The 17,081-nt window shown below is 35.5% G+C and carries 13 protein-coding genes; 5 read left to right on the forward strand and 8 right to left on the reverse strand.

Going from position 1 to position 17,081, the window contains the following annotated elements:
- Nucleotides 1-575 (forward strand): IS3 family transposase (locus ACVFVN_RS10755; protein WP_456235254.1); only part of this gene is annotated, 575 nt, incomplete at its 5' end.
- Nucleotides 576-641: 66 nt separating this feature from the next.
- Here the strand turns inward: ACVFVN_RS10755 and ACVFVN_RS10760 are convergent.
- The gene (locus ACVFVN_RS10760; protein ID WP_456235255.1) at nucleotides 642-1,445 is read right to left on the reverse strand and encodes an SDR family oxidoreductase; all 804 of its coding nucleotides are present in this window, start codon (nucleotides 1,443-1,445) and stop codon (nucleotides 642-644) included.
- Between the two features lie 97 nt (nucleotides 1,446-1,542).
- On the opposite strand from ACVFVN_RS10760, the gene ACVFVN_RS10765 reads away from it, so the two are divergent.
- Nucleotides 1,543-2,904, forward strand: coding sequence for an aldehyde dehydrogenase (locus ACVFVN_RS10765; RefSeq protein WP_456235256.1), 1,362 nt, complete (start codon nucleotides 1,543-1,545; stop codon nucleotides 2,902-2,904).
- Nucleotides 2,905-2,947: 43 nt separating this feature from the next.
- Here the strand turns inward: ACVFVN_RS10765 and ACVFVN_RS10770 are convergent, their stop codons facing one another.
- Nucleotides 2,948-3,505: a thioredoxin family protein gene (locus ACVFVN_RS10770; protein ID WP_456235257.1), complete on the reverse strand. Its 558-nt coding sequence runs from the start codon at nucleotides 3,503-3,505 to the stop codon at nucleotides 2,948-2,950.
- Between the two features lie 88 nt (nucleotides 3,506-3,593).
- On the opposite strand from ACVFVN_RS10770, the gene ACVFVN_RS10775 reads away from it, so the two are divergent.
- Genes ACVFVN_RS10775 through ACVFVN_RS10785 form a run of 3 tightly spaced genes read left to right on the forward strand, consistent with a single transcriptional unit; the run spans nucleotide 3,594 to nucleotide 6,028 of the window.
- Entirely contained in the window at nucleotides 3,594-4,481 is an 888-nt protein-coding gene (locus ACVFVN_RS10775) for a lysophospholipid acyltransferase family protein (protein WP_165137757.1), read from the forward strand.
- Nucleotides 4,478-5,440, forward strand: coding sequence for a glycosyltransferase family 2 protein (locus tag ACVFVN_RS10780; RefSeq protein WP_456235258.1), 963 nt, complete (start codon nucleotides 4,478-4,480; stop codon nucleotides 5,438-5,440). The genes ACVFVN_RS10775 and ACVFVN_RS10780 overlap by 4 nt, the downstream gene beginning before the upstream one ends.
- A 33-nt stretch (nucleotides 5,441-5,473) precedes the next feature.
- Nucleotides 5,474-6,028, forward strand: coding sequence for a 3'-5' exonuclease (locus ACVFVN_RS10785; RefSeq protein ID WP_165136979.1), 555 nt, complete (start codon nucleotides 5,474-5,476; stop codon nucleotides 6,026-6,028).
- Here the strand turns inward: ACVFVN_RS10785 and apaG are convergent.
- The 6 genes from apaG to purB all read right to left on the reverse strand — a co-directional run bounded on the left by apaG (nucleotide 6,025) and on the right by purB (nucleotide 17,057).
- Nucleotides 6,025-6,411, reverse strand: a complete 387-nt coding sequence (apaG, locus tag ACVFVN_RS10790; protein ID WP_456235259.1) for a Co2+/Mg2+ efflux protein ApaG — start codon at nucleotides 6,409-6,411, stop codon at nucleotides 6,025-6,027. The genes ACVFVN_RS10785 and apaG overlap by 4 nt on opposite strands.
- A gap of 79 nt (nucleotides 6,412-6,490) precedes the next feature.
- Nucleotides 6,491-7,708: a 2-oxoglutarate dehydrogenase complex dihydrolipoyllysine-residue succinyltransferase gene (gene odhB, locus ACVFVN_RS10795; RefSeq protein ID WP_456235260.1), complete on the reverse strand. Its 1,218-nt coding sequence runs from the start codon at nucleotides 7,706-7,708 to the stop codon at nucleotides 6,491-6,493.
- A gap of 63 nt (nucleotides 7,709-7,771) precedes the next feature.
- On the reverse strand, nucleotides 7,772-10,564 hold the full coding sequence (locus ACVFVN_RS10800) for a 2-oxoglutarate dehydrogenase E1 component (protein WP_456235261.1): 2,793 nt from the start codon (nucleotides 10,562-10,564) through the stop codon (nucleotides 7,772-7,774).
- A gap of 128 nt (nucleotides 10,565-10,692) precedes the next feature.
- Entirely contained in the window at nucleotides 10,693-11,730 is a 1,038-nt protein-coding gene (locus ACVFVN_RS10805; protein WP_165136967.1) for an SRPBCC family protein, read from the reverse strand.
- Between the two features lie 85 nt (nucleotides 11,731-11,815).
- A complete protein-coding gene (locus ACVFVN_RS10810; RefSeq protein ID WP_456235262.1) occupies nucleotides 11,816-15,505 on the reverse strand; it encodes a phosphoribosylformylglycinamidine synthase in 3,690 nt (1,229 codons plus the stop codon).
- A gap of 124 nt (nucleotides 15,506-15,629) precedes the next feature.
- Nucleotides 15,630-17,057, reverse strand: a complete 1,428-nt coding sequence (gene purB, locus ACVFVN_RS10815) for an adenylosuccinate lyase (protein ID WP_456235263.1) — start codon at nucleotides 17,055-17,057, stop codon at nucleotides 15,630-15,632.
- Nucleotides 17,058-17,081 lie beyond the last annotated feature (24 nt).

Genomic DNA, 17,081 nt, shown 5'->3' on the forward strand with positions numbered 1-17,081 from the left:
AAAAACATAAAAATTTGATTAAAGATTATCAATACAAAAAGCCTAATAATGTTTGGGTATCAGACATAACTTACTTGGGAAACAGAGAAAACCCAGCCTATTTAAGCCTGATAACCGATGCTTATTCTAAGAAAATCGTAGGCTTTGATGTGTCGGATTCTTTGGCTACAGCATCTTGTTTAAATGCTCTAAAAATGGCATTGAAAAAAGAAAACCCGAAGAGTCTTATTCATCACTCAGACAGAGGTTTACAATATTGTTCCGATGATTATCAAAAGCTATTGAAAAAGCATAAAATCCGTTGTAGTATGACACAAGAATCAGATCCTTATGAGAATGCCATAGCCGAAAGAATCAATGGAATTTTAAAACAAGAGTATGATATTGATAAATCTAATGTAGATTTGAATACAAGAAAGATTTTGGTCAAACAAACCGTAGAGATTTATAATGAGTTCAGACCGCATTTGTCAAACTATTATTTAACACCGATGCAAATGCACCAACAACAAGATTTAATACCAAAATCGTACAAAAAGAAAAACAGTACAAATACGAATATATGTACTGTTTAAAATAAAATTTTATTGGTCTAATCCTGTATCATTTTTTCAGGACGTTACAAAATTTGAAAATAAAATTTAACGTCCTTTAAAATCTTTCATCGTGTCATAAATCCCGAAAATATTTCTCATCACCCAATCAAAAACTGTTAAAGGCAAAACCCCTTGACTCAATCGTATAAACCAATACGGAAGCGGCATTGCAAGCATTTTTGTATTCTTTTCTATCGCTTTAATAATTCTTTCTGAAGTAGGCTCGGGTTCCAAAATTGGCAAAAGTTTCGACTTTACACCATCGAACATTCCTGTATCAATAAAAAAAGGCATAATCGTGGTAACCGAAATATTTTTCTGGAGCTGCTCCATTTCTAGGCGAAGACTATCGCTCCAGCCCACCGCCGCCCATTTGGACGCAGCATATACCGACATTTTCGGATTAGAAATCAATCCTGCGGACGAACATATATTACAAATTGCACCAGAATTACTTTGCATCATTTCTGGCAAAAACTCCAGCGTAATATGCATAATGGCATCTGTATTGATCGCCATAGTGCGAGAAATATCCGTATGAGAATGTTCATGAAAATATTTCCCAACAACAATCCCTGCATTATTAATTAACACATCGACGTCGCCAATTTCGGATTTTACTTTTTGGGCGTTTTCCTGAATGTCTCCGAGTTTTGAAATGTCAACTTTGTAACCGGAAACATTAGTTTTAAAATTTGAAAATTCAGCTTTAACATCGTTCATTTCAGCTTCATTAATATCCCAAATGATAAGATGACGAGCGCCTCTTTCAAGAACTTTTCGTCCCATTATTTTTCCAATTCCCGATGCGCCGCCAGTTATCAAAACCGTCTTTCCTTTAAAATCCATAAACCAATAAATCTTTATTTAATAAATATAATTAAAACTAATAAGAAAGAATTCATAATTGATTATTTTTATATTCGTTAAATATAATTTTGTGAACATGTCCATTCAACAAATTTTAGAATCTCAACGCCAGTTTTTTAATCATCAGAAAACAAAGTCTTTGGATTTCAGGCTTTCTCAATTACGAAAATTAAAACAAGTCATTTCTAATAATGAAAATTTGTTCTACGAAGCTATTGCAAAAGATTTCGGAAAATCAAAATTTGACACCTACACAACTGAACTGGCAATTATTTACAACGAAATTGACTTTTATCTTAGAAATTTAAAAAAGTTGATGAAGCCAAAATCGGTGCGTACCAATTTGGCCAATCTTCCGGGAAGCTCCAAAATCTATCAAGAAGCTTTGGGTTGCAGTTTGGTAATTGGCGCTTGGAACTATCCTTTTCAACTGTCGATTTGCCCAATGATTTCCGCAATTGCTGCTGGAAACACTTGCATTTTGAAACCAAGCGAAGTGGCAGAACATTCCATGAACATCATGGCAGAATTGTTTAATAAGAACTTTGACTCTTCATTTTTACATATCGAAACAGGCGGTATCGAGGAAACAACAGAACTTCTAAAACTGAGATTTGATAAGATATTTTTTACAGGAAGTCCCCGTGTTGGAAAAATTGTGTACGAAGCTGCTGCAAAACATTTAACGCCTGTAACCTTGGAATTGGGTGGAAAAAGCCCTGCGATTGTAACAGAGCATGCCAATCTAAAAATCGCTGCCAAACGCGTCACATGGGGAAAATTTTTAAACGGTGGACAGACTTGTGTGGCTCCAGATTATGTTTTGGTGGATAAAAAGGTAGCTGCTGACTTTGTAGAGCTTTTGAAAAATCAAATTAAATTTAACAATTACCAAGCTGAAAGTCTTCATTATACAAAGATTATCAACAAGAAAAATTTTAACCGTTTAACAGAATTAATTGATGAAACAAAAACTATTCTGGGAGGAAAATACGATGAAGAAAAACTTTTTATAGCGCCTACCCTACTTTTCCCTGTCAATTGGAATGACAAGATAATGGAAGATGAGATTTTCGGTCCTATTCTTCCGATTTTGGTATATGAGAATTTTGATGAAGCTTTACATCAAATTCAAAATCACGAAAAGCCGTTGTCAGCCTATCTTTTCACAAACAAAGACTCAGAAATTAAAAAATTTATTAATCAAATTTCATTTGGAGGCGGTTGTATCAACGATGTTGTTATGCATTTAGCTAATGATAATTTGGCTTTTGGAGGCGTTGGTAACTCTGGTATCGGAAATTATCATGGTAAGTTCGGTTTTGAAGCATTTACTCATCAAAAATCGATTTTGAAACGCGCAACTTGGGGCGAAGCCAACATCAAATATCCGCCTTATTCTGATGAAAAATTGAATTGGATTAAGAAATTAATCTAAGTTTTTGAAAATAAAAAGTCAAGAAAAAATCTTGACTTTTTATTTAAGCTTTTGGTTTCCATTGGTTAAAAAATTCTTTAACTTTTTCTACACCATAGCCTTTGTCTTGTTCCAGCACGGCGCTATCTTGCACATGAATCATCTTTCCTGTTTGATCCAAAACTATGAAAACCGGATAACCAAATTTGTCGCCTGGATTTCCGTATTTTGAAAATACTTTTTCGTTTTTGTTATCGGGAGAATAATTGAGATGGTAATACAAATAATTCTCATCTACAATAGATTGCAATTCTGGTGTTTTCTCCACAAAATCGTTAAAACGTAAACACCAAATACACCAATTGCCTCCTGCTTGTAAAATGATATTTTTGTTTTCTTTTTTCGCTTGTGCAACCAAAGCTTCAATATCTTTCTCTGCATCCGCTTTGGCATCATAAGGCTTTTTTAATTTTGCTTTTTCCTCATCTACAATTTTCTTTTTTGCAATTGCCTCCAACTGCGCCTGTGTTTGGACTGTTTTTTCAGCAGATTGTGCTTTGAGAACCGTATTTCCTAACACCAACACACCAAGCCCTAAGATTAAGCTTTTTACTTTTCGCATAATTATAATATTTAAATAACTTTACCACTACAAAACTAAAGAATATATTAGTAGCTTTTCCTTAACTTTGCAGATAATCTTTTTACAAATTTTGAACCAAATATTATTTAGTCTCTTATTACTACTTTCTCACCTTCCACTTAAGGTATTGTATATCTTTTCGGACATCATGTCTTTTCTTAACTATTATGTTGTAGGTTATAGAAAACAAGTTGTGTACGACAATCTTAAAAATTCTTTTCCAGATAAGTCACATGAAGAATTGGTAGAAATTCAAAAGCAATTCTTCATCAATTTTTGTGATTATATTGTTGAAATGCTAAAGGCATTTACAATTTCCGAAACCGAGCTTAAAGTTCGTGTACAACATCTTAACCGCGATCTTTTTCACGAAATAAAAGAAGAAGGAAAAAATATTATTTTGCTTTCTGGCCATGTGTTTAACTGGGAATGGTTCAACGCATTGGCAACTTTGGTGGAACAAGAAAACTGTCATCCCGTTTATCGAAAAATGAACAGCAAGTTCTGGGAAGAAAAAATTAAATTTGTTAGAAACCGTTTTAATAACAAATCGCTTGAAGCTAACGAAGTTATCAAACAAATCTTGCGAGCTCCTAATGACGGAAATTCTATATATATGTTTGTGGCCGACCAGACGCCACATTTTTCACATATTACCTATGGCCTTAAATTTTTAAACCAAGCAACACCCGCTTTTATTGGTTACGACAGACTTTCACAAAAATTAGATTTAGCCTTTATCTATTGTGATATGAAAAAGGTAAAACGTGGATTTTATCAAGTTAATTATTACAGAATATGTCCTGAAGCTGAAAAATTTGAACAATATGAAGTGGTTCGAAAATTTCATAAACTTCTAGAAAATACTATTGAAAAACGCCCGTCCAATTGGCTTTGGTCACACAGACGTTGGAAATATCAAGGCTCTATCAAACAATACGAAGCAACACCATGAGATTAGCAATTGTCATCCTTAACTGGAACGGAAAATCTTGGCTAGAAAAATTCCTACCAAATATCATTCAATATTCTGGTAATGCCGAAGTATATGTTATTGATAACGCATCGAGCGATGATTCTGTAATTTGGTTAAACAAAAATTACCCACAAATAAAACAAGTTTTTAATAAAACCAATCTCGGCTTTGCACAAGGCTATAACGAAGGTTTAAAAGAAATTTGTGCGGACATCTACTGCCTTTTAAACTCGGATGTTGAAGTGACACCAAATTGGACAAAGCCCATCATGACTTTGTTTTCAGAAAATAGTGAAATAGCAGCCATCCAACCAAAAATTTTAGATTTTAATAATAAAAAAAAATTTGAATTTGCTGGTGCCGGCGGTGGTTTAATCGACAATCTTGGCTATCCGTATTGTCGTGGTCGCGAATTTGAAACTATTGAGGAAGACAAAGGACAATACAATGATATTACGGAAATATTTTGGGCTTCGGGTTGTGCTTTATTTATCCGAGCTAAAGATTTCTGGAATGAGAAAGGATTTGATGAACGTTTCTTCGCCCATCAAGAAGAAATTGATCTTTGCTGGCGTTTAAAAAATAATAATCGTAAGATATATTATTGCGGACAATCCACAGTTTATCATGTTGGAGGTGGAACTTTGAACAAGCAAAATCCACAAAAAACTTACCTCAACTTTCGAAATAACCTCAGCATGATGCTAAAAAATTTACCTTCTAATAAGCTTTATCTCATATTTTTCAGACTTAGCTTAGATGGTATTGCGGGAATCTACATGATGTTCAAAGATGGATTTTCTCACACTTGGGCCATTGTACGATCACATGTTGGATTTTATGCAGAATTTGTAGGAACACTAAAACGTCGTCAAAAGCATCAAATAAAAGACTATTATCAAACGAAATGGCTTATTTTTAAACATTTCTTAAAATAAATTTTTGTTTATAAAAAATGATATCTCAAGAAAATGGATTTTGTCGCAATAGATTTTGAAACTGCTACTCACGAGCGAAACTCAGCTTGTGAAATGGGCATTTGCATCGTTGAAAACGGAGAAATTGTGACTACCAAAACTTGGCTGATAAAACCGCCTAGTTTCCCTTATTTCCATCCGAGAAATATCGAAGTACATGGCATATCGCCAGAAGATGTTGCTGATGCCCCTAGTTTTGAAGACATTTGGCATGAAGCTGAGGAATTAATGTATGGTAATCTTATGATCGCGCACAATGCGTCTTTTGATGCAGGAGTCCTTCGCAGTTGTTTGGATTATTATGGATTTTTCAAACCGAAAATCAATTATTTGTGTAGTATTTCTTTGGCTAAAAAATCTTGGAAAAACCTTAAAACTTATGGTTTGAGGAATTTGGCCGATCAACATCAGATTAGTTTCAAGCATCACAGAGCAGGAGACGATGCCGAAGTTTGTGCTAAAATTTCATTATTGGGATTTGAACGTTTGATGCTCACACGAAATGACGAGATCAATGATTATTTCAATAAAAACATTAAGCAACTTTAGTTATTTAAAATTTCAGAAAACAAACTAAATTTCGGAATTTCAACCTCAAAAGTTTCGTTGCTATTAATATTTACAAAAAGATACTGACCTGTCATATTTCCTATTCCGGATTGCAGAACAACATTCGAAAAATACTTGAAAACTTGTCCAGGTTCTATGATTGGTTGTAGTCCTATAACTCCTTCTCCTTCGACAAATGACTGTCCAAAACCGACATCAAAAATTTGCCATCTGCGACGGAGCAACTGCACCTTTTCTTGACCTTTATTTTCGATGATAATGTAATAACGAAAGGTATGACGAAAATCGAGTGGAAAACTGTTTTTTGCGTCATATTCTGTATGAACTGTTACCTGTATCTGAGAAGTAGTTTTAGAGACCATGGCTAAAGTTTATATTTTAGCTAATACAAAAATCCCGCCGAAATTAGCGGGATTTTATAATATATCGAGAATTTTAATCTTAAAGTTCTAGGGCTTTTCTTTCGTCGCCACCCATCAAGAATTCTACTGGATTATCGATTGCTTCTTTAACAGCTACCAAGAAACCTACAGATTCTTTACCATCGATAATACGGTGGTCATAAGACATCGCAACATACATCATTGGGCGAATCACCACTTGCCCATCCACTGCAACTGGTCTCTGGATAATGTTGTGCATACCCAAAATTGCAGATTGTGGTGGATTGATAATTGGTGTAGACATCATAGAACCAAAAGTACCACCATTGGTAATTGTAAATGTACCACCCGTCATTTCGTCAACTGTAATTTTACCATCTCTTACTTTAGTTGCAAGATCTTTGATGTTAGCTTCAACATTACGTAACGTCATATTTTCCGCATTTCTAAGAACGGGTACCATAAGACCTTTTGGTCCTGAAACCGCGATAGAAATATCACAGAAATCATAGTTAATTTTAAAATCACCGTCGATAGATGCATTAACATCTGGATATAATTCTAAAGCTCTTGTAACCGCTTTGGTAAAGAACGACATAAAGCCTAGTCCTACACCATGTTTAGCTGCGAATTCTTCTTTATATTGTTTTCTGATTCTGAAAATTTCTGACATATCCACTTCGTTGAAAGTTGTCAACATTGCGGTTTCGTTTTTAACTGAAACCAATCTTGCTGCAATTTTTCTTCTAAGTACAGAAAGTTTTGTTGTAGATTGTGCGCGACTTCCAGAACCTGATGGTGTAGCACCCATTGCTGGAACAGCTTTTACAGCGTCATCTTTTGTGATTCTTCCGTCACGACCAGTTCCTTGTACTTGCGCTGGCTCCATTCCCTTTTCGTCAAGAATTTTTTTAGCTGCAGGAGAAGGTGTATTGCTTGCATAAGTTGCAGCCGCTGGTGCTTCTTTTTTCGTTTCAACTTTTGGAGCTTCAACTTTTGGAGCTTCAACTGGTGCCGCTGCACCTTCGGGTTTTGCCCCACTCATGTCGATAAGACAAACCACTTGTCCTACTTGTACCACATCACCTTCTTCAGCTTTTAGAGTAATTATTCCGCTTTCTTCTGCAGGAAGCTCAAGTGTTGCTTTGTCCGAATCTACTTCTGCGATAGGTTGATCTTTTTCAACATAATCGCCATCTTTAACTAACCAAGTTGCAATTTCAACTTCTGTGATAGATTCTCCCGGTGAAGGGACTTTCATTTCTAATATTGACATAGGAGTAATTTTTTTGTTTTAAACAGAGTTTGTAAACTCTAATATAATATCGTTAGTTTTTAATTAAGCTGTAACTGGTCTATTGGTTGGCGCATCATCACAATTAAAAATTCTATTGATGATGGCTGTTTGATTTCTTTCAAACATTTTGTGGCTACCTGGCGCTGGTGTACCTGAAGCTACTGGAGAAATTACTTGGATACCTGTATCTCTAAAGTTTCTTAGAATATAGCTCCATGCTCCCATATTTTCTGGTTCTTCTTGTGCCCAAACAAGATCAGTTCTTTTGTTATATTTTTCGAATATTGCATTGATTTTATCCATATTAAGTGGATACAATTGTTCTAATCTCACCAAAGCAACTTTCTCGTCACCACTTTCCTCTTTTTTAGCTAATAAATCGAAATACAACTTACCAGTACAAAGAACAAGACGTTCTACTTTGTTAGGATCAGCTGTTGGATCATCCAATATTGGTTGGAATTCTCCTTGTGCCATATCTTCTAAGCTTGATACCACTTTTGGATGTCTTAATAAAGATTTTGGTGTGAAAACAACCAAAGGCTTTCTGAATCCAAATTTCATTTGTCTTCTCAATAAGTGGAAATAGTTGGCTGGCGAAGTAATATCCGCAACGATAATATTATCATTTGCACAAAGCGTCAAGAATCTCTCCATTCTTGCTGAGGAGTGCTCGGCACCTTGCCCTTCTGATCCGTGAGGCAATAACATCACAAGACCGTCCTGGATTTTCCATTTTTCTTCAGCTGCTACAAGATATTGATCGATGATGATTTGTGCACCATTCATGAAATCTCCGAACTGTGCTTCCCAGATCGTCAACGTTTTTGGCGATGCCATTGCATAACCATAATCAAATCCTAAAACGGCATATTCTGACAAGTGTGAATTATAAATATCAAACTGAGAATCAGAAACATGTTTTAATGGAACATATTCTTCTTCTGTATCTTCCGTTTTAATAACCGCATGACGGTGAGAGAAAGTCCCTCTCTCAACATCTTCCCCAGAAATTCTAATACCGAATTGCTCTGTCAACAATGTTGCGTATGCTAATAATTCTCCCATTGACCAATCCAAAGAATTGTTTTCAACCATTTTGATACGGTTTTCGAACAATCTTGTGATTTTGTTCAGGAATTTTTTATCCCCAGGCAAAGTAGAGATTTTAATGGCTAATTCTTTAAGTTTAGCTAGGTCATAAGTCGTATCTACAGACTTAAGAATTGAACCTTTCGGCGCCATTGGAAAATCTCCCCAATCATTTTCCATAAAAGGTGTCATGGTATTACGCTCGATACCTTTGGAAGCATCAAAGTTTTCATCCAATAACTTTTTAAAATCTTGCTCCATGCTTTTCAAAACCTCATCAGAAACAATACCTTCCTGAATTAATTTTGCTTTATAAATTTCGCGTGGATTTTGATGTTTAGAAATGGTTTTATAAAGATTAGGTTGTGTAAATCTTGGTTCGTCACCTTCGTTGTGTCCATATTTTCTATAGCCTAAAAGATCGATATAAACATCTTTCCCAAATCTAGCTCTGAAATCTGCAGCAAATCTAATGGCATGTACAACTGCTTCAACATCATCAGCATTAACATGCATCACTGGAGATTGTGTTACTTTTGCAATATCTGTAGAATAGATAGATGATCTTGCATCTAAATAGTTGGTTGTAAACGACACTTGGTTGTTAACGACAATATGTACTGTTCCGCCAGTTTTGTAACCGTCCAAGGTCATCATCTGTGCAATTTCGTACACGATACCTTGGCCAGCAATTGCACCGTCCCCATGGATAACAATTGGTAAAACTTTTTTGTAATCTTTATACTTGTGGTCAACTTTTGCACGACAAATACCTTCAACCAAAGCAGCAACAGTTTCTAAGTGAGATGGGTTTGGTGTCAAATTGATAACGACCTCTTCTCCATTAGCTGTTGTAATCGTTTTAGAAGAACCTAAATGGTATTTAACATCTCCCGAAAATACATCTTCTTCAAACTCTTTACCTTCAAATTCTGAGAAAATCTGTTTGTATGATTTTTGGAAAATATTCGTTAAGACGTTAAGACGTCCACGGTGAGCCATCCCAAGAACGACCTCATCAACACCCAATTGTGATGACTTGGTGATCAATTGGTCAAGCGCAGGAATCAAAGATTCTCCACCTTCTAGTGAGAAACGTTTTTGTCCAACGAATTTTGTATGCAAATAATTTTCAAATGCTACCGCTTGGTTAAGTTTGAAAAGAATTTCTGTTTTTTCATCCGCAGACAATTTTGGATGATTTTCGTTAACACTAACCCATTCTCTTATGAATTGCTTCTCCTCGATATTGTTAATGTGCATATATTCAACTCCAATAGAGTCGCAATAGATCTCATCAAGATGTTTAATAATATCTGCTAGAGTCGCTGGTCCAGGCATTCCTGTTGTTGTGGCAGAGTTGAATTTTTTATTAAGATCTGCTACTGTCAAATCAAAATTTTCAATCGCTAAAGTCGGCGCAAAATGTCTTCTTTCTCTTACAGGATTGGTTTTTGTAAAAAGGTGTCCACGCGTTCTGTAAGCTTCAATCAAATTAAGAACTTTGAATTCTTTGCTAATATCTTCAGAAGCTTGGCCATTGTTAACACTTTGTTGTGCATATTGTACAACTGGTGACATGTCATTGCTGTCATCATCACCATAATATTCTCTCGCAAAGTCAAAACCTTGGAAAAAAGCTTTCCATGAAGGTTCTAAAGAATCTGGGTATTTCAGGTACTGCTCGTACATGTCATCAATCAACTGAGCATGTGCGGCATTTAGAAACGAAAATTTATCCATTATTACAGATTATCTGTTTATAAAAATTATCAAATATTGCCAACAAATTTACTAAATTTTTATCTATAATCGGGCAAACGAATATGCATTTTAACAATATGTTAAATATCATTTTTTCGAAGTCCGACTTATCGATAGACAGGAAGTTGCAGTTTTAATTTGACATCAGAAGTAGCGTCTGGCTCTTCCAAAAATTGTTCTTGCAAATCTCCATGTCGCAGGGTATCTTTTTTGACTTTTTGTATTAATTGTTGTATACTTTTTATACGACCTGCATAACTACCTTTGTAATACATAAAGTAAGTTTGGCCGCCGTTGAGCGTTCGGAAAGTATAATTGTTATCCGAAGTGCTTATTCTCTTGGGAAGTGCCACACCATAAAAATAGGACACTTCTTTATCTTTAAAATTATTAGGATTGGTAATTAAAATTGGGCTTCCAAATTCATCATCTTTTTTACCCAAATCTTGTTTTACATAATTTACAACTTTATTATGATTAATAACAATATTCTTTAATAAGGCATCTTTTTTATTCGATGTGCTCACGTTAACGCCCAACAGCAAAGCGCTTTCTTGATTTTCCACCATTATACTATCGTATTTAATAGAAGCAATCAAATTTTCTTTATCTACTTTGTTACCTAAAATTGCTGTCAAATTCTTAATACTTTTCTCAATATTTTCAACAAATAAGGTTTCGGAAAGCAAATTAAGCGAACGTCTAAGCAATGGCTGTTTCGGTGTTTGTATTTTCCAATTAATCTCGGTAGATTCTCCTTTTCCAATAAATTTTACATCTATCAAATACGGGTAAGATTCATCTTCCAAAAACAATTGATAACGAAGGCTCTTCATAGGATTTTCATAGCGAATAAACATCTCCCCAAATTGATCTTGATGCTTTTTATTATAAAATTTCATCGAAGAATCTTTGCCTGAATAAGGTGTGAAAAAGCTAAATCCCAGATTTTTATCTTGGGTGAAAAAATCATTCCAATGCGAAAAATTTTGTAGATTATTAAATTGTGGGAAAACTTTATCTATCGGATAAGTAATGTTAGAATGAATGCTGTACTCTTTTCTTTCATCAACAAAAGTCATAGAAACGGCATAAATCCCAAAAAGAATTATTAAAATTAAAACACCAAATTTTATCCCACGCATAGTTTAGAGTGATTGCAAATGCAAATATAGGAATTGTAGACGGCCTACAATTCCTATATTTATTAGTTTCTTCTATTAAGACAATTTATTTAAAATACGCCACACCATTTTTGAAAATGTTGTGATAATTCGCAGATGGAATATTTTTCATCAAACCTTCAGCAAAACGCTCTGGATGTCCCATTCTACCAAAAATTTTACCATCTAAACTCGTCACACCCTCAATTCCAAATAATGAGTTATTAGGATTAAACGGCATTCCGTGCGCGATATTTCCGTCGAAATCTACATATTGAGTTGCGATTTGTCCGTTTTTATAAAGTTCTGTCAACACCTCTTCCGAAGCCATAAAACGACCTTCACCATGCGAAATTGGAATTGTATAGGTCAAATCTTTCATTCCTTTTAACCAAGGCGAATTTTCATTCGTTACTCTCACATTCACCATTTGCGAAATATGTCTTCCGATAGCGTTGTGCGCTAATGTTGGAGAGTTAGCATCCAAATCACGGATTTCACCATAAGGCAATAATCCAGATTTTACCAAAGCTTGGAAACCGTTGCAGATCCCTAAAATCATTCCGTCACGTTGCAACAACGCATGAACAGCGTCTTTCATTTTTTCGTTTTTAAGAACGTTGACGATGAATTTTGCGGAACCATCCGGCTCGTCACCTGCTGAGAAGCCTCCTGAGAAAACTAAAATTTGAGATTGCTCAATTTCTTTCACCCAAGCATCGATACTTTCATTCAATTTATTGAAATCAAGATTGATTAATGGCAAACTTGAAACTTCTGCACCTTCTTTTCTGAAAGCATTTTGCGTTTCGTATTCGCAGTTCGTTCCTGGAAAAACGGGAGCAAAAACTTTCGGTTTTGCAATGCCATGTTTTTTGATGATGATATTTCTTGGATGTATTGAATTCAAGTTTTCATCAATATTCACTACAATTTTTTCCTTTTCTGAAGTTGGAAAAAGTCCTTCAAAAGTTCCGGTAAATACAGATTCGAGATTCGAGATTCGAGATTCGAGATTGTTGATGGTTAAATTTCCGTTATCAGTTACATTTCCGATTTTTGTAAGTGATGGATGAGATAATTCGTTAACCGATTCAATGATTAATCCTCCGATATTTTTCTCTAAAATTTGAATTTCGTCAAGATTTACATTCGCACCAAGACCGTTTCCAAAAGACATTTTTACTAAAGCAACCGCTACTCCACCTTCTTTGATGGTTTTTGCAGAAATGATGTTTCCTTTTACAATTCCATCATGAATAAATTCGTAAACGTCTTTCAATACATCATAATTCGGAAGTCCATCTTCGTTAGCTTGATTGTAGAAATGATACAAATGATTTCCCGAAAGTTTGAATTCTGGAGAAATAATGTGACGTTTCACCCCATTTGCACAAGCAAAAGAAATTAAGGTTGGAGGGACATTAATATTTTGGAAAGTCCCACTCATAGAGTCTTTTCCACCAATTGCTGCCAAACCAAGATTCATTTGAGCATTATAAGCTCCTAACAACGAAGCCATTGGTTTACCCCATTTTTCAGGCTGATTTCCCAGTTTTTCGAAATATTCTTGGAAGCTCAAACGGATTTTCTTGTAATCTCCACCCATCGCCACAATTTTGGAAACACTTTCCACCACGGCATTTGCAGCGCCAATCATGGAATTTTGAGAAGATATATCCGCATCGAATCCCCAACTCGCCAAAGAAACCGTTTCGATATTTTCGGCGTGAAGAATTGGAAGCGTTTGTACACTTCCTTCCATTTCTGTCAATTGATATTTCCCGCCAAGAGGCATTGCAACGGTTGTTCCACCCACTGAAGCATCGAACATTTCCAGCAAACCTTTTTGGGAAGCGTTATTTTTATCTTTTAAGATTTTTACAAAATTTTCTTCTGTAAAATCTATTTTTTCATTTCTAACTTCTTCTAAATGAGAAATTTCTACCGTTTGGGTTTTCGCACAACCATTGGTGTCCAAGAAATCACGGCTTAAATCCACAATTTTGTCACCTTTCCAGAACATTTGCATTCTTCCAGAATCAGTCACTTTTGCAACCACAACGGCTTTGATGTTTTCTTTCTCGCAGAACTCAATGAATTTCGCTTCATCTTTAGCTTCAATAACCACTGCCATTCTTTCCTGAGATTCAGAAATAGCAAGTTCAGTTCCGTTCAAACCTTCATATTTCAAAGGCAAAACATCGAGATTTATTTCCAAAGAATCGGCAATTTCACCAATTGCTACAGAAACGCCACCCGCACCAAAATCGTTGGATTTTTTAATTAAAGTTGTTACTTCAGGATTTCTGAACAAACGTTGAATTTTTCTTTCTTCAACCGCATTTCCTTTCTGAACTTCCGTAGAAAGTGTATGAATAGAGGTTTCGTCTTGCTCTTTCGAACTTCCCGTTGCCCCACCAACACCATCACGACCCGTTGCTCCACCTAAAAGCACCACGATGTCTCCATTTTCAGGTTTTTCACGTCTAACCCAAGTTTTTGGAACAGCACCCACCACAAAACCAACTTCCATGCGTTTTGCTTTGTAGCCTTCATGGTAAATTTCGTTCACCAAAGTGGTTGCCAAACCGATTTGATTTCCGTAAGAAGAATAACCGTTGGCTGCTTGTTTAGTAATCGTTCTTTGAGGAAGTTTCCCAGAAATGGTATCAGAAATAGGTTCTAAAACATTTCCCGCTCCCGTTAAACGCATCGCTTGATATACAAACGCTCTTCCCGACAAAGGATCACGAATAGCACCACCAAGACAGGTTGAAGCTCCACCAAAAGGCTCAATTTCTGTTGGGTGATTGTGAGTTTCATTCTTGAAAAGCAAATACCAAGGTTCTTTTTTACCATCGTATTCCGCTTCAATTTCTATGGTACAAGCGTTGATTTCATCAGAAACTACAAGGTTTTCTAGGTTTCCTGTTTTTCTGAAATATTTAGCCGCAATCGTTCCCAAATCCATCATGGAAATAGGCTTCGCTTCACGACCTAAAAATTTTCTTTTTTCTAAATAATCATTGAAAATGGTTTCCAAAGTTTGTTTAAACTGACCTTTGAATTCAATTTCCGTCAATTCTGTTTCGAAAGTGGTGTGACGGCAATGGTCGCTCCAATACGTATCTAAAACTTTCAGTTCCGTTTCGGTTGGATTTCTGTTTTCAGATTTAAAATGCGATTGAATAAACTCCAAATCGTCTAAACCAAAGGCAAAACCATGATTTTCGTAGAAAGCTTTCAGTTCATCTTTTGAAAAATCTTTAAAACCTTCGTAAACTACGACTGGTTGAGGATTATTCTCGATAGGAATTTCTAATTTTGATAAATCTTTTTCCTTAGATTCTACTTTATTAATCAGTAAATCCTTGATTTTCACCAAATCAGCATCTGAAATACCTTTAATTTCAATGAGTTTTCCACTTCTAACCGTTGCGTTTCCGTTTTGCGTTAAAAGTGCGATACATTGTTCCGCAGAATCTGCTCTTTGGTCGTACTGACCAGGAAGAAATTCAGTGGCAAAAAAAGTATCTTTCGCGGGATTTTCCTCATGCAAAATATCGGTTACTGGATCCACAAAAGTAGAATTGGCCACCTTTTGAAAATCGGCATCTTCCAATCCGAAGATATCGTAAATATTATACACTTTTACTTCTTCAACTTGGGAAGTTACATTCAGGATTTCCGAAAAAATCTTGGGACTTTCCACATCAAACAAGCCTTTCTTTTCTACAAAAATTCTTTTATTCATTATAAAGATTTGAGATTTGAGATTTGAGATTTGAGATTTCAAAAATGTGAAAAATCAATTTCAAATTTCAAATAATAAAATTTCAAATTAAAACAAAAATGCAGCCGACAAGACTGCATCACATTTATACTTTTAAATCTGCTTCTAGTCCAATTAGCTGCGAATACTTATCGGTAATCGGTTTCGCTTCGCTTTGGATAAACTCTTCCGTTTGTATCGGTGCAAATCCAATGAAGTTTTTGGGATCCATAACTTCAGCAATCTTGGATTTGTCCATTTTCAGGGAAGTGTCGTTCATTAATCTTTCGATTAAATCATTTTCTTTACCTTCCATTTTCACTTTTTTGGAAGCTTCCATAGAGTGAACGCGGATAATTTCGTGAATTTCCTGACGGTCGCCTCCTGCTTTTACTTCTTCCATGATAATATATTCTGTCGCCATGAAAGGAAGTTCCTCCATAATATGCTTGTGGATGCGGTTTTCGTACACCACTAAACCATCCATAATGTTATTCCAAATCAATAAAATAGCGTCAATCGCCAAGAAAGATTGTGGAATTGTTAAACGCTTGTTCGCAGAATCGTCCAAAGTTCTTTCAAACCATTGCGTAGAAGCCACCATTGCGGAACTTGAAGACAAAGACATTACATATTTCGCTAAAGCTCCGATTCTTTCGGAACGCATTGGGTTACGCTTGTACGCCATTGCTGATGAACCGATTTGGTTTTTCTCGAATGGTTCTTCAATTTCTTTTAAGTTTTGAAGCAAACGCAAATCATTGGTGAATTTATGTGCTGACTGAGCAATATTCGACAATAAAGCTGTTACTTTTGCATCAATTTTTCTATCGTAAGTTTGTCCAGAAACCCCGAAAACTTTTTCGAAACCAAATCTTCTCGACAATTCTTTATCTAAATGTTTTACTTTGGAATAATCGCCATTGAAAAGCTCCAAGAAACTTGCTGCAGTTCCTGTAGTTCCTTTCACACCACGGAATCTCAAGGTTTCTAAGAAAAATTCTAATTCTTCAAAATCTAAAATTAAAGATTGTAACCAAAGTGTCGCTCTTTTACCAACTGTTGTTAACTGAGCTGGCTGAAAATGCGTAAAACCAAGTGTTGGCATATCTTTGTATTTGATGGCAAAATCAGATAATTTTTTGATGACATTCACCAATTGTTTTCTGATAATCAACAAACCATCACGAATCTGAATAAGATCTGTATTATCGCCCACAAAAGCAGAGGTTGCTCCTAAATGGATAATTCCTTTTGCAAGAGGAGCCACATCACCGTAAGTATGAACGTGGGCCATCACATCATGACGGAATTTTTTCTCGTAAGCTGCAGCCACATCAAAATCGATGTTTTCTGCGTGCTCTTTTAGTTGGTTGATTTGCTCATCGGTAATTTCAAGACCTAAATCTTTTTCAATCTCCGCAAGAGCAATCCAAAGCTGTCTCCACGTTCTGAATTTATTATTAGGAGAGAAATTATAGAGCATTTCTTCACTTGAATAGCGTTCTTCAAGAGGATTTTTGTAGGAATTCATTCTTTCTTTTTACTTTTTTTTAGA

It is taken from the genome of Soonwooa purpurea, assembly GCF_053891095.1.

Coding starts and splice junctions, on each gene's coding strand:
- ACVFVN_RS10760 (WP_456235255.1), bottom strand. CDS start 1,445: ATGGATTTTAAAGGAAAGACGGTTTTGATAACTGGCGGCGCATCGGGA.
- ACVFVN_RS10800 (WP_456235261.1), bottom strand. CDS start 10,564: ATGGATAAATTTTCGTTTCTAAATGCCGCACATGCTCAGTTGATTGAT.
- ACVFVN_RS10805 (WP_165136967.1), bottom strand. CDS start 11,730: ATGCGTGGGATAAAATTTGGTGTTTTAATTTTAATAATTCTTTTTGGG.
- ACVFVN_RS10810 (WP_456235262.1), bottom strand. CDS start 15,505: ATGAATAAAAGAATTTTTGTAGAAAAGAAAGGCTTGTTTGATGTGGAA.
- apaG (WP_456235259.1), bottom strand. CDS start 6,411: ATGGTCTCTAAAACTACTTCTCAGATACAGGTAACAGTTCATACAGAA.
- ACVFVN_RS10770 (WP_456235257.1), bottom strand. CDS start 3,505: ATGCGAAAAGTAAAAAGCTTAATCTTAGGGCTTGGTGTGTTGGTGTTA.
- ACVFVN_RS10785 (WP_165136979.1), top strand. CDS start 5,474: ATGGATTTTGTCGCAATAGATTTTGAAACTGCTACTCACGAGCGAAAC.
- ACVFVN_RS10765 (WP_456235256.1), top strand. CDS start 1,543: ATGTCCATTCAACAAATTTTAGAATCTCAACGCCAGTTTTTTAATCAT.
- purB (WP_456235263.1), bottom strand. CDS start 17,057: ATGAATTCCTACAAAAATCCTCTTGAAGAACGCTATTCAAGTGAAGAA.
- odhB (WP_456235260.1), bottom strand. CDS start 7,708: ATGTCAATATTAGAAATGAAAGTCCCTTCACCGGGAGAATCTATCACA.
- ACVFVN_RS10780 (WP_456235258.1), top strand. CDS start 4,478: ATGAGATTAGCAATTGTCATCCTTAACTGGAACGGAAAATCTTGGCTA.